At 64.4% G+C, this 22,855-nt stretch carries 17 protein-coding genes; 4 read left to right on the top strand and 13 right to left on the bottom strand.

Annotation, left to right across the window (positions count from 1 at the left end; all coding sequences use genetic code 11):
• From AC1DVR_RS20070 to AC1DVR_RS20055, 4 genes are all read right to left on the bottom strand, one after another.
• On the bottom strand, nt 1-1,594 hold a 1,594-nt coding region (locus AC1DVR_RS20070; protein WP_478002379.1), incomplete at its 3' end, for a VCBS domain-containing protein.
• 535 nt (nt 1,595-2,129) lie between these two features.
• Nucleotides 2,130-3,512 (bottom strand): HlyD family type I secretion periplasmic adaptor subunit, encoded by a 1,383-nt coding sequence (locus tag AC1DVR_RS20065; RefSeq protein ID WP_478002378.1) that lies wholly within the window; start codon nt 3,510-3,512, stop codon nt 2,130-2,132.
• Entirely contained in the window at nt 3,509-5,584 is a 2,076-nt protein-coding gene (locus AC1DVR_RS20060; protein WP_478002377.1) for an ATP-binding cassette domain-containing protein, read from the bottom strand. The genes AC1DVR_RS20065 and AC1DVR_RS20060 overlap by 4 nt, the downstream gene beginning before the upstream one ends.
• Nucleotides 5,581-7,164 carry an ABC transporter transmembrane domain-containing protein gene (locus tag AC1DVR_RS20055; RefSeq protein WP_478002376.1) on the bottom strand — a complete coding sequence of 528 codons (1,584 nt, stop codon included), beginning with the start codon at nt 7,162-7,164 and terminating at the stop codon, nt 5,581-5,583. The genes AC1DVR_RS20060 and AC1DVR_RS20055 overlap by 4 nt, the downstream gene beginning before the upstream one ends.
• A gap of 467 nt (nt 7,165-7,631) precedes the next feature.
• Here AC1DVR_RS20055 and AC1DVR_RS20050 point away from each other — a divergent pair, with 467 nt between their 5' ends.
• The 4 genes from AC1DVR_RS20050 to AC1DVR_RS20035 all read left to right on the top strand — a co-directional run bounded on the left by AC1DVR_RS20050 (nt 7,632) and on the right by AC1DVR_RS20035 (nt 11,726).
• On the top strand, nt 7,632-8,540 hold the full coding sequence (locus AC1DVR_RS20050) for a LysR family transcriptional regulator (protein ID WP_478002375.1): 909 nt from the start codon (nt 7,632-7,634) through the stop codon (nt 8,538-8,540).
• A 389-nt stretch (nt 8,541-8,929) separates the two neighbouring features.
• Nucleotides 8,930-9,274 (top strand): GlsB/YeaQ/YmgE family stress response membrane protein, encoded by a 345-nt coding sequence (locus tag AC1DVR_RS20045; protein ID WP_478002374.1) that lies wholly within the window; start codon nt 8,930-8,932, stop codon nt 9,272-9,274.
• Between the two features lie 268 nt (nt 9,275-9,542).
• Nucleotides 9,543-10,115, top strand: coding sequence for a YsaB family lipoprotein (locus tag AC1DVR_RS20040; protein WP_478002373.1), 573 nt, complete (start codon nt 9,543-9,545; stop codon nt 10,113-10,115).
• Between the two features lie 66 nt (nt 10,116-10,181).
• Nucleotides 10,182-11,726, top strand: coding sequence for an alpha/beta fold hydrolase (locus tag AC1DVR_RS20035; protein ID WP_478002372.1), 1,545 nt, complete (start codon nt 10,182-10,184; stop codon nt 11,724-11,726).
• A 156-nt stretch (nt 11,727-11,882) separates the two neighbouring features.
• On the opposite strand, the gene AC1DVR_RS20030 is transcribed toward AC1DVR_RS20035, so the two are convergent.
• The 9 genes from AC1DVR_RS20030 to AC1DVR_RS19990 form a co-directional block, all read right to left on the bottom strand.
• A complete protein-coding gene (locus AC1DVR_RS20030; RefSeq protein WP_478002371.1) occupies nt 11,883-13,052 on the bottom strand; it encodes a levoglucosan dehydrogenase in 1,170 nt (389 codons plus the stop codon).
• Nucleotides 13,053-13,126: 74 nt separating this feature from the next.
• Nucleotides 13,127-13,939, bottom strand: a complete 813-nt coding sequence (locus AC1DVR_RS20025) for a sugar phosphate isomerase/epimerase family protein (protein ID WP_478002370.1) — start codon at nt 13,937-13,939, stop codon at nt 13,127-13,129.
• A 158-nt stretch (nt 13,940-14,097) separates the two neighbouring features.
• Complete coding sequence (locus AC1DVR_RS20020; protein ID WP_478002369.1) at nt 14,098-15,033, bottom strand: ABC transporter permease; 936 nt, start codon at nt 15,031-15,033, stop codon at nt 14,098-14,100.
• Complete coding sequence (locus AC1DVR_RS20015) at nt 15,030-16,577, bottom strand: sugar ABC transporter ATP-binding protein (RefSeq protein WP_478002368.1); 1,548 nt, start codon at nt 16,575-16,577, stop codon at nt 15,030-15,032. The genes AC1DVR_RS20020 and AC1DVR_RS20015 overlap by 4 nt, the downstream gene beginning before the upstream one ends.
• Nucleotides 16,578-16,629: 52 nt before the next feature.
• The gene (locus AC1DVR_RS20010; protein WP_478002367.1) at nt 16,630-17,766 is read right to left on the bottom strand and encodes a substrate-binding domain-containing protein; all 1,137 of its coding nucleotides are present in this window, start codon (nt 17,764-17,766) and stop codon (nt 16,630-16,632) included.
• Between the two features lie 32 nt (nt 17,767-17,798).
• Nucleotides 17,799-19,280, bottom strand: coding sequence for an aldehyde dehydrogenase (gene aldA, locus AC1DVR_RS20005; RefSeq protein ID WP_478002366.1), 1,482 nt, complete (start codon nt 19,278-19,280; stop codon nt 17,799-17,801).
• A gap of 22 nt (nt 19,281-19,302) precedes the next feature.
• On the bottom strand, nt 19,303-20,322 hold the full coding sequence (gene pdxA, locus AC1DVR_RS20000; protein ID WP_478002381.1) for a 4-hydroxythreonine-4-phosphate dehydrogenase PdxA: 1,020 nt from the start codon (nt 20,320-20,322) through the stop codon (nt 19,303-19,305).
• A 29-nt stretch (nt 20,323-20,351) separates the two neighbouring features.
• The gene (locus AC1DVR_RS19995; protein ID WP_478002365.1) at nt 20,352-21,326 is read right to left on the bottom strand and encodes an ABC transporter permease; all 975 of its coding nucleotides are present in this window, start codon (nt 21,324-21,326) and stop codon (nt 20,352-20,354) included.
• A complete protein-coding gene (locus AC1DVR_RS19990) occupies nt 21,326-22,801 on the bottom strand; it encodes a sugar ABC transporter ATP-binding protein (RefSeq protein WP_478002364.1) in 1,476 nt (491 codons plus the stop codon). Before AC1DVR_RS19990 ends, AC1DVR_RS19995 begins: the two co-directional genes overlap by 1 nt.
• Nucleotides 22,802-22,855: the final 54 nt, after the last annotated feature.

The raw sequence follows: 22,855 nt of genomic DNA, 5'->3' as shown, positions 1-22,855 counted from the left end.
CGCTGCCGACGAGGTGCCAGCTCAGATCGCCCTGCACGTCGTCCACGTCGGTTGCCGTCAGCGTGCCGCTGGCCGTCATCTCGTGCCCTGTGTGATGCACGTTGCCGACGGTCACCGTGCCGCCCGCCGCAAAGGCCGCCGGGCCGTCCTCGGTCACCTCGCCTGTCCCGCCGACCCGCGGGTTCGGCCCGCTCGTCACCACCGGCTTGTCATCGGTGCCGTTGATCGTCACCGTGATGTCATGGGTCGTGCCGTCCAGGCTCGTCACCGTCAGCCGGTCCGTCAGCGGCGGGCTGGAGGGGTTCAGCCCCTGGATCGCCGCCTGCGCATTGTCCGCCGTGTAGCTCCAGTGACCCTGCGCATCCAGCGTGAACGTCCCGTAGGCCCCCGCAGCACCGGTCACCGGCACGAAGGCCGCCTCGCCCGGGTCACCGTCCGTCACCGTCAGCTGCCCGTCCGCAGTCAGATGACCGCCCGTCACCCCCACATCCTCGGTCACCTGCCCCGTGTCCACGCCGCCAATCACCGCGACTCGATTCGGGAAAAGATCCGGAATCCGGTCATTGCCCAGCGTCGGCGGTGGCACGTCCGGTCCCCGCAGTGACGGTTCGACCAGGTGACCAGGCACAATTCCCGGCGTCCGGTCGTTGCCGAGGGTTGGCGGCGGCACGTCCGGCCCCCGCAGCGACGGTTCGACCAGGTGACCAGGCACCAGCCCCGGCGTCCGGTCATTGCCCAGCGTCGGCGGCGGCACGTCCGGCCCCCGCAGCGACGGTTCGACCAGGTGCCCGGGTACCACCCCCGGAATCCGGTCATTGCCCAGCGTCGGCGGAGGCACGTCCGGCCCCCGCAGTGACGGTTCGACCAGGTGACCAGGCACAATTCCCGGAATCCGGTCATTGCCGAGGGTCGGCGGCGGCACATCCGGTCCTCTCAGCGACGGTTCGACCATGTGCCCAGGCACAATTCCCGGCGTCCGGTCGTTGCCGAGGGTCGGCGGCGGCACATCCGGTCCTCTCAGCGACGGTTCGACCATGTGCCCAGGCACCAGTCCCGGCGTCCGGTCATTGCCGAGGGTCGGCGGCGGCACATCCGGCCCCCGCAGTGAAGGTTCGACCAGGTGACCGGGCACAATTCCCGGCGTCCGGTCGTTGCCGAGGGTCGGCGGCGGCACGTCCGGCCCCCGCAGCGACGGTTCGACCAGGTGACCAGGCACCAGCCCCGGAATCCGGTCATTGCCCAGCGTCGGCGGCGGCACATCCGGTCCTCTCAGTGACGGTTCGACCATGTGCCCGGGCACCAGCCCCGGCGTCCGGTCATTGCCCAGCGTCGGCGGCGGCACGTCCGGCCCGCGCAGTGACGGTTCGACCAAGTGCCCGGGCACAATTCCCGGAATCCGGTCATTGCCCAGCGTCGGCGGAGGCACATCCGGCCCCCGCAGTGAAGGTTCGACCAGGTGCCCGGGCACCAGCCCCGGTGTCCGGTCATTGCCCAGCGTCGGCGGCGGCACATCCGATCCCCGCAGTGAAGGTTCGACCAGGTGCCCGGGCACCAGCCCCGGCGTCCGGTCATTGCCAAGCGTCGGCGGAGGCACGTCCGGTCCCCGCAGAGGCGGTTCGACCACATGACCGGGCACCAGCCCCGGCGACCGGTCAGTGCCAAACGTCGGCGGGGGCATATCGGGGGCACCCGGCCCGACGGGAGGGATCGACTGGGGGGGCCCGTATTCGCCCTTTCCGACGGGGACCGGACCGGTTGTTTCGACATGCCGCGCGGGTGTCAGGCTTTCGAGGTGCGCGGTTGGCTGGACCGGAGCATGGGGCGCCACGGTTCCTGCTCGCCCGTCGGAATCTGGCGGAGGTGCCGCCCCGGGCCTATGGCTCTCTGCCGCGGGCCCGACCGGGCGCGCGGGGGCCGGCATGTCCTGACGTGGCCCCCTGGCGGCGGAAGGCTCGTCCGCGACCGGCATTGCGCCTTCTGTCTGTGGCGTCTCGGAGGCCCAGCCGAAGCCTTCTTCGGACTGGATCCGGCGAGGGTCCTTCACCTCCTCGGGCCGAACGGCTGACGTGTCGGCGGGCTTGCCGAGATCTTCAGGCGTGCCGGATGTTTTCCCTGCCATCGTCGCCTCCTCAGCGTTCCGTCATCGCCAGGTCAAGATTGGTGAACACTGGCTTCCAGACATATTCGAACACCGTCTTGTTGCCGGTGATGATATCCGCCTCGCCCGTCATGCCGGGCAGCAGCGCGTACCGTTCAGGATCGTTCAGAAAATAGGGTGTATCCACATCGATGAGCACCTCGTAGTACGACGACCCGTTGGGGGCGGCGATGGTCGTCGGCGAGACCTGGGCCACCCGGGCATCAAGCGATCCGTAGCGGCTGAAATCGTAGGCATCGATCTTCAGCACGACGGGCTGGCCTGCGGTGACAAAGCCGGCGTTGCGCGGTTCCAGCCGGGCGGAAAAGCGCAGGGCGACGTTGCTCGGCACGATCTCGGAGACCAGCCCGCCCGGTTCGATGTAGCGACCCTGCGCGGTTTCCGGGATGGACTGGATGATGCCAGAAATCGGGGAACGCAGCTGCGCCCCCGTCAGGCGGCGCTCCATGCGGACGATCCGCTCCGACGCGTCCGACACCGAGCGGTTGATTTCGGTGATGCGCTCGCGCGCCCTCAGGGCTTCGTCCAGGTCGATCTCTGCCAAGCGCTGCTTGTATTCCGAAAGCGCGGCGCCCAGAACGGCCCGCCGCCCGGACAGGGTCGCCAGCTGGTATTCGTAGCTGGCCTGCCGTTCCACGGCATCTGCCAGCACCGACCGCTGAGCCAATTGCCGGGACGCCAGATCGTCAAGCATATCCGCCTGTTCGCGCGCGACGGACAACTGGCGCTCCAGCGCGGGGCGTTCGGCCTCAAGGCCGTCGATCTCTGCCTGCTTCTCCTCGATCTGCCGCAGCACGACCTGCCGGGCACTGACGATGAAGGCCTGCCGCGAGTGGTAGGCTGCGGTGGCACGGTCGATCAAGTCCTGCACGAAAGTGTCGGACAACGCGGAGGTGGGGAGGGATCCGTCGTCGCCATGGGCGTCGGAGCCGCCGCTCATCACCTGCCCCGCCACCGCCCTGAAATCAGGGTCGCGGTTTTCCACCACGGCCAGGGTACGTTCCCGTTCGAGCAGGAGCGACAATTGCTCGGAGCGGAGCTGTCGCAGTTCGGACGCCGTCTCGGACGTATCGAACACCGCGATCAGGTCGCCCGCCTCGACACGATCACCCTTGCTCACCGCGATCCGCGCGATCGCACCGCCGAATTCGCTTTGCAGCCGCTGTACCTGGCTGACCGGTTCCACGGCGCCGTGCGCCTTGGCGACCTCGTCGACCGGTGTCACCACCATCCACGCAATCACGATGGCGAAGCAGATCATGGCGACGAACGCGGCGCCGTTTGCCAGCCGCACCACCGCACCGTCGTTGATCTCGAACGCCTCGTGCGGCGGATTGCTCGATGTGCGTGTCATAAGTCAGGGACCTTCCTTAACGGCTGCGGGCTCGTGGCACCTCGCTCGACCGGACCGAAATAGGCGATGGCGCCGCGGTTCAGGACGAGGGCGTTGTCGGCCGCCGTGACCAGCGATGTGTCATGCGTGGCGAAGAACACCGTCGCTTCGCCACGGACTGCGGCCAGATAGGCGAGGAACTGGTCGCGCGTTTCCGCATCAGCCGAGGCAACCGGGTCGTCCAGCAATATGTAGCGCGGGACCCGCGCCGACCCATCAGGGTAGCGCGCAGGACCCGCTTCGGCATCCTCAGACGCCAGAACGGAGTTGACCACCGTATCGATCATGCCTGCGGGGTCCCAGCGCCCCGGCGATCCGGGGCCGACATGCCCCTCCGGCATCCCAAAAGCGCCAAGCGCCGGAAGGGCGAGACTGTTGAGCGCCACCTCGTCCGGGTCCATCTGGCGCAAGGTCACGCCATTGATGAGAACCGAACCGGATTGAGGTGTCAGTGCGCCCACCAGCAGCCTCAGAAGCGTGGTCTTGCCTGCGCCGTTCGGGCCGAGGATCACGTTCACGGTCCCCGGAAGCACTTTGAACGACACCGAGGCCAGAGCGGCATCGACCTGGCCCTCATAGCGATAGTAGCAGGCGGCACATTCGACCGCAGGCGGCTCGACTGGCATCTGTTCAAGCGCGACAGCGGGTCCTGTCATCGTCGGGATGGACAGGGATTGTTCAAGTTGCTGGATCGCCGTCATGGCGGCCCGGATCCGCGGAAGCCCCAAGAAAAGCGCCTGTGCGGGCCCCGTCACGCGCCAGGTCAGCAACATCGTTCCGACAAGCGCTCCCGAGGTGATGACGCCGCTGATGGCGAGGTCTACCCCGACGGCGAGGGTCGCAAGAGCTGCCCCGGTCCCGAGGATGGTGCCGACCGACTGCAACCCTGCCTGACGCACCGCGCTGACGTGGGCACCCCGCGCCGACAGTCTTGCAATGTCGGCAAAGCGCGTCAGCCAGACCGGCGACATGCCGGTGTCCCGGATTTCCGCCGCATCATTGCTGAGTTCGCGCAGCAGGCTCACCCGCTCCTGCCCGGCGCGGGCAAGTTCGGGGTCCGACTGGCTGAGCCTGTGCGACAGGACCACGGCCAGGGCGAGGAAGATCAGAAGATAGACTGCGGGGACAACGACGAGGATGCCGCCGATGAAGCCGATGACAACGATCGAGATCACGATGAACGGGGCATCGAACACCGCTGGCGCATTGGCCGAAGAGAACAGACTGGCCGCACGGCGGACGCTTTCGACCCGGGCATCCAATCGCTCGGTCGATTGCCGATGCAGACTGCCGAGGGGACTGCGCAGAAGCCTGAACCGCGCTGTCATTCCCAGCATGGCCGCAAGTCTCGCGTACTGCCCGGCCAGAAGTCGTGTGCGGACCCAGCGCAGAAGCACAAGGCACACGACGACGACAGCCGCCCCGGAAATCAGGGGCAGCAGCGATCGCGGCGCATGCCCGCCGATCACCCGGTCAAACACGGCCGTCGAAAAGATCGGTATGAGCACGGCAAAGGCGTTGATCAGGAAAGACAGGCCGAACCCCGCCCGCAATGTGCGCCGGATCTGCCGCCGGAACACCTGCGTCTGCAGCACGGTCGTATCGGTCACGCCAAGATGTCGGACATAGAGGATGCGGTTGGCGGAGGTTATGGCCCGGCGCACACGACCGGCATCGGACTGCGACCCCACAAGCGGCGTTTCGACACCGTTGATCCTGACAAGGCCACAAGGGCCATCCTTCGACAGGGTGATCAGGGCGCCGTCCAGACCGTCCCGCCAACCTTGGGGAACGCCCGGTTCGACGGTCGAGGAATATTCCAGCAGCGCCAGCACGACTGCCGCGTCGTCGAGAAAGACCAGACCGCCATCCGGAAGCGCACTGGCGAAGACCGCGTCCGAGCGGCGCCACCCCATCGCCCGCAGCATCTGGAGGAGAAGGTCATCCAGCGGCGCGGAGGGTCGCGGCGCAGTCCCGGCTGCGGCGGCCTCGCGGAGCTGCGGTGTCTCGCGGCGGCGAACTGCGGTGTTCATGCGGCCAGATCTCCCTTGGCGCCACGCGTGACTCTCAGCCGCTCGGCCCCGCGGGGGATGTCGGCAAGAGCGCCCTCGACGCAGAGCAGGATCACGGTCGTCTGACCCTTCATGTCGGACAAGAGCGCCACAAACCGATCCAGCCCCGCCTTGTCCAACGTATGGGTCGGATGATTCAGGACCACGAGGCCCGGGTTCGGCGCCAAGGCGCGGACCAGTCCGATGCGCTTGATCGTGCCGCTGGAAAGCGGCTCGGTCAGGCCCTGCCCCACCGATGTCTGGTAGCCATCCGCGAGGCGCCCCAAGGCTTCGTCGAGCCCAAGGGCGCGTGCCGTCGATATCGCCCGGTCGATATTTTCCGCCTCGAACCGGCTCAGGTTGTCGAGGATCGTTCCGCGGAACAGAACAGGCATTGCGCCGCAGAACGCGATCGAGCCGGCCGCGTCGTCAATCTGCTGCCCGTTTCGCGTTGTCAGGTGAAGCGGCGCCTTTGCCCCTTGAGCGGCATCCTCAGACAGAACATCGCGGAATGTGTCAAAAGCGGCATTGGCCTCTCGGACGGAGTCGAACTCGATCACGGCGACACTGCCCGGCGCAATGGCCCATTCCTCACCGGGCGACGGCGACCAGTGCACGCCGAGCGGTCCGTCCACCCGGGCAGCCGACATGTCGCGCTCGCCCTGACCGTCGAGATGCCGGCGGAGTTCCCGGTAAGCGGCACCAGCCGTCTGCCGCCGCGCGAAGGCGGAGAAAAGCCCCAAAAGTCCGGAGGCCGCCCTCTGACCCAGGATCAGGCTCGCCGCGATGGCGCCGCTGGTCATTTCGCCTTCCAGCGCCCGCAAGGCTCCGGCGCCCAGAATCGCGACGGAGGACGCAAGACCCGCGATCTGCGTGAAATCCATCAATGTGCCCGTCGCGCGCTCGGCGCGTTCCGACGCCGCTGCCGCCGCCAGATCGGTCCGCCTGAGCCCGAACATGAAGTCGCCTGCCAGTCCTCGCGAGCGCAGGAACTCCAGGTGTGACAACCCCTTCATCATGAGTGTCTTCTGTGACGACCGCGCCTCGAACAAGGCGTGATTCGCGCTGCGGTTGAATGCCGCGCAGACAAAGGCAAGACTCCCCACCACGACCACGACCGCGATCGGCGCCAGGACCACCGGCCCGCCCAGGAACCAGACCAGCACGAGAAACACGATCGCAAAGGGCGCGTCGAAAACGGCGATCAGCGACTGGCCGATCAGGGCGTCCCGCGATGTCGAAATCGAGGCGAAAAGCTCCTCGACACGGCCACCGCCAAATCGCTTGAGCTCGGTCCGGTTCATCGACAGAACCCGTCTGGCGACCTGCATCGACAGATCGAACTCCGCGGCGGCACCAAGCCTGCCAAAGACCGAAGTCCGCGCAAACCGCGTCACGCCGTCGAGCACGATTGCGACAAGAACCGCGGCGAACAGCACCAGCGCCGTACCGATCGCGTGGTTGGCCAGAATGCGGTCGTACACCTGAATCAGCGCCAACGGCAGCATCAGCCCGAGCGCGTTCGACAGCAGGGACAGCAAGATTAACCAGAGACGGGTCATCGAAGCCTTTCATGTCTGAAGAGGTCTTTTACAGAGCTTGCCGACTAAAAGTACACGCAGAGATCGCAATTTGACCAGAGGGTACTCGCCCAATTGGTTTACCCCCAGTTGCATTTTCTTTTCCGAACAAGCTTCAGATTCTGCTGTCATGGGCAGAATTGCCTTAAAAAAATCTTATTTCCGATAGGGCCCGCCCGCGACTCGGCCATCACGGCGATTCCGATTTGATGCCGCCCCCGTCCGAATCTCCGCCTCCAATTACCGGCAATACCCCGACAGGAAGGCTGGCCCCGAATCTCGCCGCAACTGTCGCCGACGAATCGACCCTGACACCGCATCCTCCAAACCCGAAGTCCAGCGCAGATCATGCCCCTCTCCACATTGTCCTTCTCACGAGACTCAAAAACCTGGCCCTTTTCCGCACTTGACAACGCGATGTCTGATGCGCCTATCCTTTCGCTATGCCCATGCGTCGTGATGCCAGAATTTTGCGCCGCCTTCAGTATTTCGAGGCCACAGCCCGTCTTGGCTCTGCTTCGCAGGCCGCCGACGAACTGGGGGTGACGCGAAGTGCCGTCAGCCATCAGCTGTCAGACCTCAGACGCACGATCGGCGAGGACCTGTTCGACAGAACGGCCCAGGGGCTGGAGCTTACCAATGCAGGCCGCCAACTGGCGCAACGTCTGTCGATGGCCTTCCGGATTCTGGATACTTCGGTGGCGCATGCGATCGGCGGCGAGCGTCCCGTCGTGCGCATCGCCGCATGTTCGTCCTTCGGCCCCTACTGGCTGGCGCCCCGTCTGTCCGAGTTTCGGGCGGCGCATCCTGACATTGACGTGGATCTGCGCCTCTATGGACAGGATCCCGAACTGACGCAGGCATCGGCCGATTGCATCGTCACCGCGCAGGACGTCAAACCGGGATATGCTTCTGTCGACCTCTTCGTGGAAAACTCCTTTCCGGTCACCGCGCCAGACATGCTGAAAAGCGGCCGGCTTGCCGACCTGCCGCTGATCACGACCGATACCGGGGTGATCGATCTCGGTTCCGACTGGCGGACGTTTGTCGAGGCTACGGGCGAGTCCTGGGCGCGTCCCGGTGAAACCGAATGGCTGCGGTGTTCGCACTACATCCTCGCCCTCGAACTGGCGAAGGCCGGGCTGGGCATCGCCCTCATCCCGGATTTCGTCTCGGCGTCTTCCATCCGCGACCGCCACCTCGCGCGAGTCGGCACCGGAAGTTTCAACCACGAGGGCAGGATTTACCGCGCCTGCTTCAAGGAAGAGCACGCAGCCGAACCCGACATCCATGCGACGATCACATGGCTGAGACGCACAGCCCGGATCGGGCGCGAGAAGGTTATTGCCGCGCAGTAGACGGCGCGTGCCGACCGCAATCGGATTTGCCGATCGCATGAGAATTTCTCAAGTCACCGCAAAGAGTCTCACTTGTTTCGGCAAGAACGGGATCGCACTATGAAATTGTTGGTGGTTTTTGTGGCACGCTTTCCAGCCACTAAAATGCCGGCAGTGAGGAGTGTTTGTCGGATTTTGCGGTTTAGGTTGCAGATCCTTTCGACATCGTGACGATTTATCTGCCAGCTCGACAGCTGCGTTGATTAATTGCGTCGGCATATTTTATGCTCGCGCGATGTCATTTGTCGGAATCTGTTCCGCTCACCAGCCAGAAACAGGAATCTGCCAAATTTGTTTTGGCGGCGGGCGGGCAAATAGGCTTTTTTACCAGAGCAGTTCGAGGAGAGGGTATGAATCGTTATTTCATCATCGTGGCAGGTGGTGTCGCCGCCGGCCCGGCTTATGCGCAGGCAACGCCGGAGGCCGTCGGCGCAGGCGCAGGCCTCATCATCGGGTTGCTGATCGCCATCATCGTCGGCGCGGTGGTCGGCTGGCTTGCCAGCCTGATCGTCAAGGGCTCGGGTTCGGGCCTCTTGACCGACATCCTGATCGGCATCGGCGGTTCGCTGATCGCAAGTTACCTCTTCCCCGCGATCGGATTGAACATCGGCGGCGGCGTCATCGGGGCACTCATTGCGGCATTGATCGGGGCCGTCATCCTGCTTTTCATCATCAAGCTTGTCCGCCGCGCCTGACGCAAGGCGGCCGGGCCGGTGCACAAAAGACCGAACCATCGGCGTAGCGGCAGGCACCCGCCCATTGGTTCAACCGCGCGACAGGCGCCACCTTTCCGTGACCATTCTGCCGGCCAGAGAGTGCAGACGGCGCCGCCATCCCGGGTCCTGTCATGGGCTCGTTCGCAAATCCGCCGCCTGATCGGTCAGCTCCGCGCAACCGGTCCCGCGAAGACCCGATCAGCCGGCCTCCCAAGGTTCCCATCCTCCAACGAGAAGGTATATTCCGATGAAGAAGCTCATGTCGTTCGTCAGCTTGGCCGCTACCGTGGCCGCCCTGTTGGCGGTCGAGCCGGCGCAAGCCGCCGACCAGTCGCAGATGATGTCCACCTGCAACACCTATGCCGCGCGGCATCTTGGACTGACGACCAGCGACATCGCGGATCTGTCCTATCAGGGCCAGCGCGTCGACGGGACCCACGCGGTGAACGGCAGCACGACGCGGGGCCAGACGTTCCAGTGCTCGTTCAACGCGGCGGGAACCCATGTCGTCAGTTGGTATCAGTCGGGCGGATCGGAAGAATCGAGCAAACCCGATGAGTCGCAGATGATGTCGGCCTGCAACGCCTACGCCGCCAAGCGTCTCGGGGTTTCAACCAGTCAGATCGCCTCGGTTTCTTACGAAGGTCAGCGGACGGACGGGTCGCATGCTGTCAACGGCAACACGTCATCCGGCCAGACCTTCCAGTGCTCGTTCAATTCTGCCGGAAGCAAGATCACGCACTGGTACCATTCAGCACCGCGCGGATGCCCCGCGGATGTGTCGCAGGCGGACCGTTATCTCTACCCCGATTGCAAGTGACACGGCAAACGCCGCTGCCGGTCAGGCATGGCCGGCAGCAGCCTTTCAGGGTCAAAGGATGGTTTCTTGAGAACAGCAGTATCCCTTCTCGCGCCACTGGCCGTTCTTGCCTTCCACGGGGCGGTGTCTGCTCAGGAGACGCCACGGGCAACGAAACTGCCGAAGTGCTTCGTCGAAGTGCCCGATACCATTGCCGATAATTCCGGTGCGGATTGTGGTTACGTCACGGTCCGCGAGAACCGCTCGGGCGGCACTGACGGCAAGATCGACCTCGCCTATATGCGGATTCGCGCCGCCGATCCCACCGGCGCGCCGCCGCTTTTCATGCTGGCCGGCGGACCCGGCAATACCATGATCCGGGAAGATGTCCTGTCGCTCTTTCAGCCAGAGCTGATTGGCCCCGTGCTGCGGCACCATGATCTTGTGTTGCTGGAACAACGCGGGACCTTTCGATCGAAGCCGGCCCTCACCTGCCCGGAGACGCGAGAGGCGACCAAGGAGGCGCTGGAGCGCAGGCTCGATTCCGAAGCCGCAGAGCAGCTTTCCATCGCAGCCTTTCGGGCGTGCAAGGATCGATACATCGCCGAGGGTGTCGACCTCCCCTCCTATAACACGGCCGAAAGTGCGGCGGATGTCGACGATGCGCGCGCGGCCCTCGGTTACGACAAGTTCATATTCTACGGCGCATCCTACGCAACGCTCCTTGGTCAGTTCGTGATGCGGCAATTCCCCGGCAGTCTTGACGCCGTGATCCTGGACGGGATCGAGACACCGGCCACGAAAAGCTGGACAGAGGATCGCGCGAAACGGGCCCAGTGGGGCCTTGACCGGATGACCGAGCTTTGCGCGCTGCAGGCGGATTGCGCCGCTTCCTTCCACATTCCGGCCATCGTCGACGATGCGTTCCGCGTGCTCGGGGATGATCCGGTCACAGTCTCTGTGACATTTCCCGAAGGCGCGCCTGCGACAGGAAAAGTCGATGCAACGGTCCGGCCGGATGCACTTGCCGCGATGGTCTACGGCTTGCAGAAAAGCAAGTATGGCGTCGGCGCCGTGCCCATCTTCCTCAAGCAACAGATTGCCGCGGGCCGGGATTCCATCGCACAGGGCCTGGCAGAGCAGGCCTTGAACCAGACCATCGCATCGCTCGCGGACGATGAAAGCGGCATGACCTTCCTCATGCACCTGGCGATGGTGTGTTCCGACGATCCGCCGCGGCCTCAGGACGACGCAGCGGATAGTGGCATGACCAGCTACGCAAGGAACTTCGGGAAGTCGGTCGCACGGCAATATACCACACTTTGCGACGTGATCGCGGTGCCCGAGCTTTCAGCAAAGTCAGACGAGATCGTGCATTCAGACCTTCCCGTGCTGGCGCTGACAGGCGGACTTGACGTGCAAACCCCGGCCTTTCTTGCCAAGGATGCGATGGCGGCCATGCCGAATGCCACACAGGTGGTTTTCTCCTCCGGGTTTCACGTACAGATCGCCAATCTGAACCGATGCGCCATGTCGGTCTTTCTGTCCTTCATCGAAGACCCGAAGGCGAAACCGGATACAAGCTGCGCAGAAGGCGAAGCGGACCTGTTTTTCGCACTTCCCGAGAATTGAAACCCGAAGACGGAATGACGGCGCCATGGACGAACCGACGCCGTTCCGCATCTTTGGCCGCTTTGGTGGCAAGCGCGGCCCGAGGTTCCGCAAGCGCGCAGGATCGCACGGGACCGCTTCGGCAACTGGCCGCGATCCAGTCAAGCCGTACAGACATCACGTATGCACATTCTCCCACAGGCCGCTTTGGCTGGACCGCAGAAGGGCATCGGCGACCAACTCACAGGCCAACCCGTCCTCGAAATTTGGGCTCGGCTGTTTGCCCGTGGCGATGGCGGCAAAGAAGTCGTGGCATTCGACGATCTTCGTCTCCGAATAGCCGATGCCGAGGCCGGGGATCGGCCAAAGGCCCTGACCATAGGGATGAGCGGGGCCGGTGTAGATGGTGCGGAAGCCGCGCGCATCTGCCGGATCATCGGCAAACATCACCTGCAGTTCATCGCGCCGCTCATAGTTGAACGCGATGGAGCCTTTGGTGCCGTGAATTTCCAAGGTTATGAAATTGTTGCGGCCCCAGGCGTTGCGCGTCGCCTCCAGCGAGCCGATGGCGCCGCTTTCGAAGGTCAGCATCGAGACGACCTCGTCGTCGACATCCACCTCGGCGCGTTCGGCATCGGCAGATTTCTCCGCCGCGCCAAGCTTGTCGACCCCGCCCTGCTGGATCGGACGGGTCTTCACATAGGTGCGGGTCATCGCATTCACCGATGTGATGGGGCCGGCCAGATAGTGCGCCAGATCAACCACATGGGTACCAATGTCGCCCACGCTGCCCGAGCCTGCGATCTGCTTTTGAAAGCGCCAGGACAGCGGGCCGTTCTCATCGGCCGACCAGTCCTGCAGATAGGTGCCGCGGAAGTTCAGGATGCGGCCGATGCGGCCTTCGTCGATGAATTTCCGGGCCAAGGCAACCGCAGGCGTCCGGCGGTAATTGAAGGCGACCATATGGATCACGCCGGCCTTTCTGACCGCTTCGACCATCGCCCGGGCCTCGTCCACCGTGCGAGCCAGCGGCTTTTCGCAGATGATGTGCTTGCCGGCGGCGGCGGCGGCAATCGCAATTTCGGCGTGGAGGTTGTTGGGCGTGCAGATGTCCACCACGTCGATGTCAGGGCGGGCGACAACGGTGCGCCAGTCCGAGGAGGCCTCGTCAAAGCCAAACCGTTTGCGCGCCTCTTCGGCCGCGCCATCGGTCACATCCACCACCACCTTGCGGTGCGGGATGGCGGGCGCGGGCCAGAAGAACATCGGCATCACGGCATAGGCCATCGCATGGGCCTTTGCCATGAACCCGCCGCCAATCATCGCAACGTTTAACACTCTGGTCATGCTGTCTCTCCTTGAAAGATACGGCCTTTTGCCGGCGGTGGAGGGCGATCGAGCGGCTGTGGCAGATCGCAGGGTCAATGCGTCTTGAGGTAGTCCATGCTCAGCCGCGCGCCCTCGGCCGGATCGGGCCAGGCATCGAGCTCGGTGCAAACCCAGCCCCGGAAACCCACGTCGCGCAGGGCTTGCAGAATGGGCAAGGTCGGCACATCGCCCCGGTCAATGGGCTGAAAGGCAAAAGGCTCGCGCTGCAAGCCTTTCAGGTGGACGTAAGAAATCCGCGCCGCATGGGTGCGGATCATCTGGGCCGGATCGCCGCCTGCGGCCGCAAGGTGCGCGGTGTCCGGGCAGAAGTCGATGCTCGTCAGGCTGAAGATCCTGGCTACGCTGGCCGGACCCTCAACGATGGTGGAGAGATGGGGGTGGTAGTGGGCGCGCAAGCCGCGCGCCTCTGCCAGGTCCTTCACCCGGTCCAGGGCCGCGCCAAGCTTATTATGGTCCGTCTCGCGCAGGCCATCGAAGCGCTTGGCCCCGCCCCCGACGACCAGATGCGCCGCGCCAAGTTCTGCGGCACGGTCTGCGGCCCGGGTGATGCGGGCGAGCTCTTCGGGCAGGATGTCGTCGAAGATGAAGTTGCCGCCTGAATAGGCCGCCACCAGTTCAAGCCCGGTCCTGGCGAGAAGCTGGCGCAGATCCGCCGCCGAATAGTCCAGAAGGTTGCCGTCAAAGAGTTCGACACCCTGATAGCCCGCCGCTGCTATCTCGCTGAGCGCCCGGTCCATCTGGCCGAAGGTGCGATAGGCCAGTTGCGTGATCGAGGTGACGCCGACCGCATCGCCGCCCAGCGGCCCCCAGCAATTTGCGTGGTAAGCGAGTTTCCAATCGGTCATCTTTACCCCCCCTTTTTGACAGATCAGGGCCGTTCGCCCCTTGGCTGCCTGCTTTTGTTGTGCCGTGCGCCGATCAAGACGACTGTCCGGTTTCCCCGGTTGCCCATGCTGTCGGCGCGCGGGCGGACGCCGCCAGTCCGCCCGCGAATTTCCGACCCTTAACGTCGCGCCAGTGCGACGGCGGCAATGATGATGGCGCCTTTGATGATCTCCTGGATCGAGGTGGAGAACCCCATCACCAGAAGGCCAAAGCCGACGATGCCGATGAAGATGGCACCGACGACGCTGCCGGGAATCGTGCCCTTGCCGCCGAAAAGGCTCGTCCCGCCGATGATGACCGCCGCGATCACGTCAAGCTCCAGGCCATGCCCCAGGCTCGGGTTTCCGGCGGTGCTTCGGGCGGCAAGCATCAACCCGCCAAGGGCAGCCGTGGTGCCCGAAATCGTGAAGGCGATGACCCGTGTCAGATCGGTGCGCACGCCGGAAAACCGCGCCGCGACCGGGTTGCCGCCCGTCGCCAGCACCCGGCGCCCGAAGGGCGTCAGATGCAGGACATAGAAACCGGCAAGTGCCACGCTCAGGGTCCAGAAGATCGGCACGGGCAAGCCCAGCACCTGACCATCCCACAGCACCGTGGAAAATCGCGTCGAGATGATCGGAACCGGACGCGTGCCGGTGATCGTCAGCGCCACGCCGGACAGTACGCTCAGCATGCCCAGAGAAACGAGAAACGACGGGATGCGCAACCGGGTGACGAGAAGCCCGGTCGACAGGCCGACCGCGCCGCCGAACAAGAGCGTGAGGAACAGCGCAGGCGCCCAGCCATAGCCGGCCTCCATGATCAACGCGCCGACCATTCCCGACAGACTTGCCATGGAACCTACCGACAGATCTATCTCGCCGCAAATGATGACGAAGGTCATGCCCACGGCCATCACCGACACGATGGCCGTGATCCGCAACACCGCGCCGGCCGTGGTCAATGAGGCGAAATTCGGCGCGAACAGCGCAAATCCCAGCGTCACCAGACCGAAGATGACGTAGGTTATGTTGTCGCGCAACAAGGTTGCGATGCTCCGGGACGTGGTGGTCATGAGAGTTCCTTAGGTGGTTGGTGCGCGGCGGATGTGCTGAGCACGGCGGCCAGCAGGGCCGTCTCTCCCTCGCGGGGGTCGAGCGTGCCGACGATCTTGCCCTTGTCCATCAGCAGGATCCGGTCACAAATCGCGGCAAGCTCGTCCAGTTCCGAGTTGATCAGAAGAATGCCGACGCCGTCGTGCCTGGCGGACCGGCTCAGCGCGGCGCGCATGTCGGCTTTTGCGTTGACGTCCACGCCCGAGGTCGGCTCGTCCAGGATCAGGGCGTGCGGCTGGCTGGCGAGCCATTTGGCAAACACCACCTTTTGCTGGTTGCCGCCGCTCAGTTCCGAGGCGGCCTGACCGGGGCCGCGCGCCACCAGTGACAATGCCGCGGCCCATTTGGCGAACATCCGGTCCGCGCCGCGTCGCAAGATCGGGCCCAGCGCACCGCGTCCGCCAAGTTGCGCGAGGTTCGGGAGCGCCATGTTGTCGGCAAGCCCGTGGATCAGAACCAACCCCTCGTTCCTGCGGTCCTCGGGCACGAAACCGAGGCCCCGGCCAAGCAGCAGATGCGGCGACCCGAAACGCGCAGGCTTGCCGCCGATTTCCAAAGTACCGGTGGCGTCGGGAAGCAGGCCCGACAATGCCTTGGCCAGTGTCGATCGCCCGGCGCCCACCAGACCGGCGATGCCCACGATCTCACCCGCTGCGACGTCGAACGATATGTCCTTGAGGCTGCGTCTGGTGGAGAGGTTGCGGACGGAAAGCGCCATCGGCTTCCCGGCGCTCTGCGGGCGGGGGGCGTCGCGGCGCGCCTCGGTCACGCTGTCAGGACGGGCGAGATGGGCCGAGATTTCGGCCACGGTTGCGGTCTCGGTCGGGATCGGTCCAATCGCCGCGCCGTCGCGCAGAACGGTGATCTGGTTGCTCACCCTGAAGATCTCGGCCATCCGATGGCTGATGTAGACAATTCCGATCCCCTTCCGGGTCAGGCCGCCAATCAGTTCGAACAGTTTTTCCTCTTCCCTCGCGGTCAGAGACGACGTGGGCTCGTCCATGACAAGCACGCGTGCCCCGCGCGAGGTGGCTTTTATGATCTCGACCTGCTGACGCTGGGCGAACGGCAGATCACCCACGCGTGCCAGCGGAGGAATATCGAAACCCTGTGCTTCAATCAGGGCTTCGGTCTTCACGCGAATGGCGTTGCGGTCAACCCGCAAGCCGGGTGCCAATGGTTCGCGTCCCAGGAAGATGTTGTCTGCCACCGTCAGGTTGGGCAGCAAGCTCAATTCCTGAAAGATCATCGCCACGACGCCCTGGCGCAGTGTCTCGATGACGCTCGCGCTGGTCATGTCGCGGCCATCAAGCAGGATGGATCCGGCGTCGGCGCGATGGACGCCCATCAGGATCTTCATCAGCGTGGATTTGCCCGCGCCATTGCCACCCAACAGCGCATGGACCTGACCCGCATGCACATCGAAGTCGACTCCGCGCAGCACCTTTGCCGCGCCGAAACTCTTCTCGATACCGCGCATCGTGACAATTGGAGGCTGGTTCATCACACATTCCCAAGGAAGGGGCGCGCGGATCGCGCACCCCTGTTGCATTGCGTCAGAAGCACTCGCCCTTGCACAGCTCGACCACCGAGGCCGGTGCGGGCTCGTGGGTGACTTGCGCCAAGGCGGTCAACAGGTTGACCTTCTTCACGCGCAAGGTCGGGACCGAGATGTAAGGCGGCACGTCTTTGCCAAGCAGGGCATAGGCTGCGGCCTTCGCTTCGGCGACACCCTGGTCGTAGGGCTGCTGCGCGCCAACGGCCAGGATCTCGCCCCGTGCCACGTTCAGCGCGCTGTCTTGCGCGATGTCGTTGGTGGTGACGATCAGGCTGCGGCCAAGCGTCTTGGCAGCGGCAACCACCTGTTGAGCAGGGGTATCCCAGGCGACAAACACGCCTTTCAGATCCGGGTGCGCGGTCATCATGGCCGTGGCCACGCCGTAAGCCTTCTCGGGCGCGTCGAAGGTGCCGACTTCATCCACCTTGATATCTGGATGCTCGGCAAAGGCCTTGAGGGCACCGGTTTTGCGGGCCGCGACCGAATAGTAATAGTCATAGACGAGGGTGATAACGCCAACCTCACCTTTGCCGCCGATGGCGGTGACCAGCTCTTGTGCCGCGAAATAGGCGTTCTTTTCATTGTCGGACGCCACGACCGTCACATAGTCTTTGCCCGGCGCCATATCGACGGGGACGTTGTCCATGAACACGAGCTTGATGCCGGCAGCTGCGGCCTTCTTGTAGGCGGCGGACTGGCTTTGCGGGTCGATCGGGATCGAGAAGATCACGTTCGGCTTGCGGGCGATCACCTGCTCCAGATCGCTGATCTGCTGACCGGGCTGAAACTTGGCATCCGTGGTGGCCACGACTTCGATGCCGAAATCATTCAGCGTCTTGGTGATCCCTGCGACCTGAAGCGCGGGCCAGCCTGCGTCCATTGTGTGCATGACCAGACCAGCGGTGAACTTGCCCTCCTTCAGCTTGGCGATGTCCGCATCGCTGAAGGTGAAGATGTCCGCGGTCGATGCCGGCGCACCATCGGGGTAGCCCGGCACGACTTGCCCGGTCGGCGACAAGGGCAAGGGTTTCATCAGCTCGGCCGCTTCGGGCGGCAGGCTTTGGGCAAATGCCGGAAGCGCGGTCGACAGCATCAGCGCAAGCGCCGTGGTGCCGAGTTTGGAAATCAGGTTCATATGTTCCTCCACTGGTTGGTCTTGGCTTGGGGTCAGCTGCCGTAGGGCATCAAACCTTCCTGGTTCCGTCCTGAAAAATTCGCGTAGACGGTTTTTTTGCGCAGATAGGCTTCGAGGCCATGGACGCCGTCGTCACCGCCGGGACCGGAGCTGCGATAGCCGGTGTGATAGCCTTGCAAGGCTTCCGGCCCGATGCGGTTGAGGTAGATCTCACCGAAGGAGATCTCTTGGACGGCCCGCATGATCCGCTTGAAATCGTTTGTGAAAAGATAGGCCGACAGGCCGTAGCTGCTGTCGTTGGTGATCGCGATCGCCTCATCGAAATCGCTGATCTTCAGGATGGGCACGACGGGACCGAACACCTCGTCGCGCATGATCGCCATATCGGCGCTGGTGGCTCCCAACACGGTCGGCGTGAGCCAGTAGCCGCCTGCCACAGGGGACACCTCCGGGCGGCCCCCCAGCAGCAAGGGCTCGGCCCCCGCCGCAATCGCGGCAGCGGTCAGGCGCTCGACCTTTTCCAGTTCCGCAAGCGAGACTTTCGGGCCGATATCGGTGGTCTCGGCCAAGGGGTCGCCGACCCGCAGGCGTCTTGTCGCCGCGACGAAACGGTCGACGAAGGCGTCGTAAAGGCGTTCGTGCACCAGGATGCGTTCGGCGCAGATGCAGACCTGCCCGCAGTTCATGAAGCGCGACGTGACGGCAGCGGCAACGGCTTGATCGAGGTCGGCATCCTCCATCACGATGAAAGGCGCCTTGCCGCCGAGTTCAAGCGATACCGGCACCAGATTGCCGGCGGCCGCCTGCATGATGCGCCGCCCGGTCGGCACCGACCCGGTCATCGTGATGAGGTCGACGCCGGGATGCGATGTCAACGCGGCGCCTACTGTGGCACCGCCCCCGGTGACGATGTTCACGACACCGTCCGGCACACCCGCCTCGGCCATCAGCCGCGCCATGTAGAGCGCGGACAGCGGGGTTTCCTCGTGTGGTTTCAGCACGATGGTGTTGCCCGCGATCAATGCCGGCGCCACTTTTCGGCTGACGAGTGCCGCGGGGTAATTCCACGGAATGATGCCCACGACCACGCCGACCGGAACGCGCTGGATCCAGATCTGCTCACCCGGAATGTCCGAGGGCAAGATCTCGCCCTGAATCCGGCGGGCAAATTCGGCGAAGTAGGTGAAGAACTCCGCAGCGCCACCGATCTCGCCGCGCGCCTCCGCGATCGGTTTGCCCTGTTCCTGCACGACAAGTCGCGCGAGCGGTTCGGCATGTTCGCGGATCAGCGCCGCGATGCGGTGCATCACGCGACCCCTGGCCAAGGGCGCCAACCGCCCCCAGGCGGGCTGGGCCGCCCGAGCGGCCGCGACCGCATCAAGGGCCTGGGCCACGCTTGCTTCCGGCACTTCGGCGATCACGCCGCCGGTCGTCGGGTTGAGAACCGGGCGCGGCGTCGCTGCGCCTGCGGTCCAGGCCCCGTTGATCCACATTTTGCTGAAATCGGCGTTCATCTTGGTCCTCGTCAATCCAGAGTCAAAGGGGGGCGCCGGTCGTCTTCGGCGCGGCCAGCTGCAGGGCGTAGTCGATCGCCTCGACCAGGCTGTTGGGGTCGGCAATGCCACGCCCGACGATGTCGAAGGCGGTGCCATGGTCCACCGAGGTGCGGATGATCGGCAGGCCAAGCGTCACGTTGACGCCGCTCAGGCCCGTCCAGCGCCCTGTCGCGCGATCAATGGCAAATCCAAGGAGCTTCACGGGGATATGCCCCTGATCGTGATACATGGCGATCACCGCGTCATAGGCCCCGCCGCGCAACTTGACGAAAACGGTATCCCCGGGCACCGGTCCGAAGATCGCATGCCCGCGCGCGACATAGTCCGCGACCAGGGGCTCGGTGATGTCGATGTCGTGGCGGCCGAAAATCCCGCCCTCGCCCCCGTGCGGATTGAGCGCCGCGACCGCAATTCGCGGCTCTGCGATGCCGAGGTTGCGCAAGGTCGCCTCGGTCAGATCAATGACCCGGCTGATCCGGGCCGCCGTGGCGCGGCGCGGCACATCTTCGAGGGCGCAATGGGTCGAGACATGCGACACGCGGAAATCGCCATGCGCCAGCATCATCACGCTGTCGCGCACGCCCGTCAGGTCGGCGAGCATCTCGGTATGTCCGGCATAGTTGTAGCCTGCCAGATGGAGCGCTTCCTTGTTCAGGGGCCCGGTGACAATGGCCGCAACCTTGCCCGCCATCGCAAGTCGTGTGGCCATTTCGACCGCGAAATACGCCTGCGCGCCTGCTGCGGCAGACACGGTGCCCGGCACGATCGGTGCCGACGGGCTTGGGGTCGGCAGGATTGCCACGCCGGTGAGCCCGTCCAGCGCGCTTTCGTCGATGAACTTCGGCACTGGCAGGCCCAGCGCCGCGCCTGCCGTGCGCAGCACCTCGGCGTTACCAATCAGAACCAGGGCCATCTGATGATCCGACAGCCGCTCTGAAAGGCTTGCTGCGGCTTTCAGGCAGATTTCTGGTCCGATGCCTGCCGGGTCGCCTATCGTCACTGCGAGGATTGCATGGGTCACGGAGATACTCACTTTATGATCTGAATTTTGCTGCGGTCGATCGTCAGAAACACGGCGAAGATCAGCACGAGACCTTTGACGATGTTCTGCAGATAGGGGTCGATACCTGTCATGTTCATGCCATTCGACAGAATTGCGATGATCAGCACGCCCAGAATGGTGCCCCGGATGCGCCCGATGCCGCCCGTCAAGGGTGTGCCGCCGACGACAACCGCCGCGATCACGTCAAGCTCCAGCCCCTGTGCGAGCTGTGCCGTCGCGGCCATCGTGCGTGCGCTTTGCAAGAGCCCCGCGATGCCGCACAAAAAGCCGCACAGCAGGAACACGCCGAATTTCACCCGCGCCACGCTGATCCCGCTGAGAAGCGCCACGCGTTCGCCGCCACCAATCGCGCGCAGCTCGCGCCCGAAAACGGTGTGGTTGAAGACGAGCGCGGCAAGCCCGGTGACGACCAGAGCGATCAGCACCGCATTCGGAATCCCCAGAAGCCGGCCCGCAAAGATGTCGAGGAATTGCGTGTCAGAGATCGAAACCGGCGCGCCTTTGGTGAACAACAGCACGATGCCGCGAAAGATGACGAGCGTGCCCAAGGTCACGATGAAGGAGGGCACCTTGCCATAAGCGAAAAGTGCGCCGTTGATCGCACCGCAGGCCAATCCGACCAGCATGGCCGGCAGGATCGCGAAAGCGCCGAACGTCGAAGACATGCTCGCGGCCGCCAGGGCGCTGACAGCGACGATCGAGCCGACCGACAGGTCGATGGACCCGCTTACGATGACAAAGGTCATGGCGACGGCCGCCACCAGCAGGACCGCGCTTTGCTGCATGACGATCAGCGCATTGTTGACCGTCAGAAACCGGTCGGACATCAGCGCGAAGGCAATGCAAAGTGCCGCCAGCATCAGGACAGGAAACGCCTGCCGCACAAATGCCGCCAACCTTGGCTTTTGCGCCACGCCGACGGTCTTGGAGGTTTCGGGCATCACATCATCCATTTGACTACATCTTCTTCCGAGGGGCGTGCGCCGGGGGGAAACTCGTGCGAAATGCATCCGCGCCGCGTGATGAGGATGCGGTCCGACAGGCCCAGAAGCTCGGGCAGGTCCTCCGTCACCATCAGCACCGCCATGCCGGCGTCGGCCAGCGACCGGATCACGCGGTAGATCTCGGCCTTGGCGCCAATATCGACGCCGCGGGTCGGGTTGTTGAGCAACAGGATGCGCGGCCTTGCGGCAAGGCATTTGCCAAGCGCGACTTTCTGCATGTTGCCGCCGCTGAGCGACCCTACGGGCGCATCGAGGCTCTGCGTCTTGATCGCCAGCCCTTCAACCTGCGCAAGGGCCATGCGGCGCATGGCAGCGCGGTCGGCAATCCAGCCGAAACGGCGGGGTCTGGCCGCGAGTGTCAGGTTCTCCAGAACCGAGAACGCGGAAATCACGCCTTCACCCGTTCTGTCGCCCGGCAGGGTTGCTATTCCGTCGCGCCAGGCGTCGCGTGGCTGGCGCGGCGCGTGGGGCTTGCCGTCGTGCAGCATGGCGCCTGATCTGACCCGCTCCGACCCTGCCAGTGCGGCAATGACCGCCTCGCCGCCAGAGCCTTTCAGGCCGCCGATCCCGACCACCGCCCCCGCCTGGAGGGCGAGACTGATCGACACGCCGTCAGTTGTCGCGAGATCGCGGACCGCGAGCACATCATCTTCGCCCATCATCCTTGCGCGCGGCGGGAACAGGCCGCCCACCATGTCCCGACCGACCATCAGTTCGTACAACCGGGTCTCGGTCATTTCGGACACGGGGTAGGCGCCAACCAAAGCGCCATCCTTCAGAACCACGATCTTGTCGGCAATATCGAAGACTTCCTGCAGATGATGCGACACGAAGCCGATCCCGATGCCTTGCCGGCGCAATTCGCCGATCACTGCCATCAGCCGCGTGGCTTCGGCATGATTGAGGAAAGCCGTGCTCTCGTCGAAGAAGATGAACCGGGGGGAGAGGGCAAGCGCACGCGCCACCTCGATCGTCTTGATCTGCCCAAGGTCCAGCGCGGCGATGTCGTCATGCACGCTGAATTCTGCGCCGATCCGCTCCAGGATCGCTTGCGCTTCCCGGTTCAGCCCGGCCCGGTCGATCAGCCCGAACTTCCGGAAATCGCGCAGCCGACCCAGCATGATATTCTCGGCGATGGTCACGGCGTGGTTGACGTTCTGCTCTTGAAACACGAGGGCCACGCCGGCCCGCTCCGCCTGACGCTGGGTTTTGGGTGCATAGGGATGGCCGTCGATGGTGGCGGAACCGCCGTCCCGCGCGACCACGGCGGCGAGCACCTTCAGAAGTGTCGATTTGCCGGCACCATTCTCGCCGACCAAGGCGACGACTTCGCCAGGCTGGAACTGCACCGACACATTTCGCAATGCAGCGGCGCCACCAAAGCTCTTACTGATGTTCTCGGCGGTCAGCACGGTGACGGTTCCATTTCATGGGGCTTTGGTCTGGCAAGGCTCCACGCCTTGCAG

It is taken from the genome of Rhodobacter sp. P2_H5 (assembly GCF_056403335.1).
Note: the sequence above shows the minus strand (reverse complement) of the source record. Positions and strands in the feature narration are given on the sequence as shown.

Excerpts from the sequence above, each read along its gene's own strand:
- AC1DVR_RS20065 (WP_478002378.1), bottom strand. The coding sequence starts at position 3,512 with ATGACACGCACATCGAGCAATCCGCCGCACGAGGCGTTCGAGATCAAC.
- AC1DVR_RS20060 (WP_478002377.1), bottom strand. The coding sequence starts at position 5,584 with ATGAACACCGCAGTTCGCCGCCGCGAGACACCGCAGCTCCGCGAGGCC.
- AC1DVR_RS20055 (WP_478002376.1), bottom strand. The coding sequence starts at position 7,164 with ATGACCCGTCTCTGGTTAATCTTGCTGTCCCTGCTGTCGAACGCGCTC.
- AC1DVR_RS20050 (WP_478002375.1), top strand. The coding sequence starts at position 7,632 with ATGCGTCGTGATGCCAGAATTTTGCGCCGCCTTCAGTATTTCGAGGCC.
- AC1DVR_RS20045 (WP_478002374.1), top strand. The coding sequence starts at position 8,930 with ATGAATCGTTATTTCATCATCGTGGCAGGTGGTGTCGCCGCCGGCCCG.
- AC1DVR_RS20040 (WP_478002373.1), top strand. The coding sequence starts at position 9,543 with ATGAAGAAGCTCATGTCGTTCGTCAGCTTGGCCGCTACCGTGGCCGCC.
- AC1DVR_RS20030 (WP_478002371.1), bottom strand. The coding sequence starts at position 13,052 with ATGACCAGAGTGTTAAACGTTGCGATGATTGGCGGCGGGTTCATGGCA.
- AC1DVR_RS20025 (WP_478002370.1), bottom strand. The coding sequence starts at position 13,939 with ATGACCGATTGGAAACTCGCTTACCACGCAAATTGCTGGGGGCCGCTG.
- AC1DVR_RS20020 (WP_478002369.1), bottom strand. The coding sequence starts at position 15,033 with ATGACCACCACGTCCCGGAGCATCGCAACCTTGTTGCGCGACAACATA.
- AC1DVR_RS20015 (WP_478002368.1), bottom strand. The coding sequence starts at position 16,577 with ATGAACCAGCCTCCAATTGTCACGATGCGCGGTATCGAGAAGAGTTTC.
- AC1DVR_RS20010 (WP_478002367.1), bottom strand. The coding sequence starts at position 17,766 with ATGAACCTGATTTCCAAACTCGGCACCACGGCGCTTGCGCTGATGCTG.
- aldA (WP_478002366.1), bottom strand. The coding sequence starts at position 19,280 with ATGAACGCCGATTTCAGCAAAATGTGGATCAACGGGGCCTGGACCGCA.
- AC1DVR_RS19995 (WP_478002365.1), bottom strand. The coding sequence starts at position 21,326 with ATGCCCGAAACCTCCAAGACCGTCGGCGTGGCGCAAAAGCCAAGGTTG.